At 69.4% G+C, this 268-nt stretch carries 1 protein-coding gene; it reads right to left on the bottom strand.

All coding sequences use genetic code 11. The annotated features are described in order from the left end of the window. A partial coding sequence (gene pgk, locus ABQE89_RS26340) for a phosphoglycerate kinase (RefSeq protein ID WP_448422191.1) occupies nt 1-230 on the bottom strand: 230 nt, incomplete at its 3' end. Nucleotides 231-268: the final 38 nt, after the last annotated feature.

Genomic DNA, 268 nt, shown 5'->3' with positions numbered 1-268 from the left:
GCCAGCGACAACTTGGGGTCCGGGGCGCCCTTGGGCCTGCCCAGGTGCGCGGTGACGATGACCTTCGCACCGGCGTCGGCCAGTGCGCGCAGCGTCGGCACCGACGCGGTGATCCGCCCGGGGTCGGTGATGTCGCCGTCGTCCAGCGGGACGTTGAGATCCGAGCGCACCAACACGCCTCTGCCCGAAACACCCTCGGCGAGAAGGTCGTCGAGTGATTTGATCGCCACAGCTGCCGCGTCTGCTAGAGGGACTTGCCGACCAGCGC

The sequence above is a fragment of the Mycolicibacterium sp. XJ1819 genome (assembly GCF_053483675.1).
Note: the sequence above shows the minus strand (reverse complement) of the source record. Positions and strands in the feature narration are given on the sequence as shown.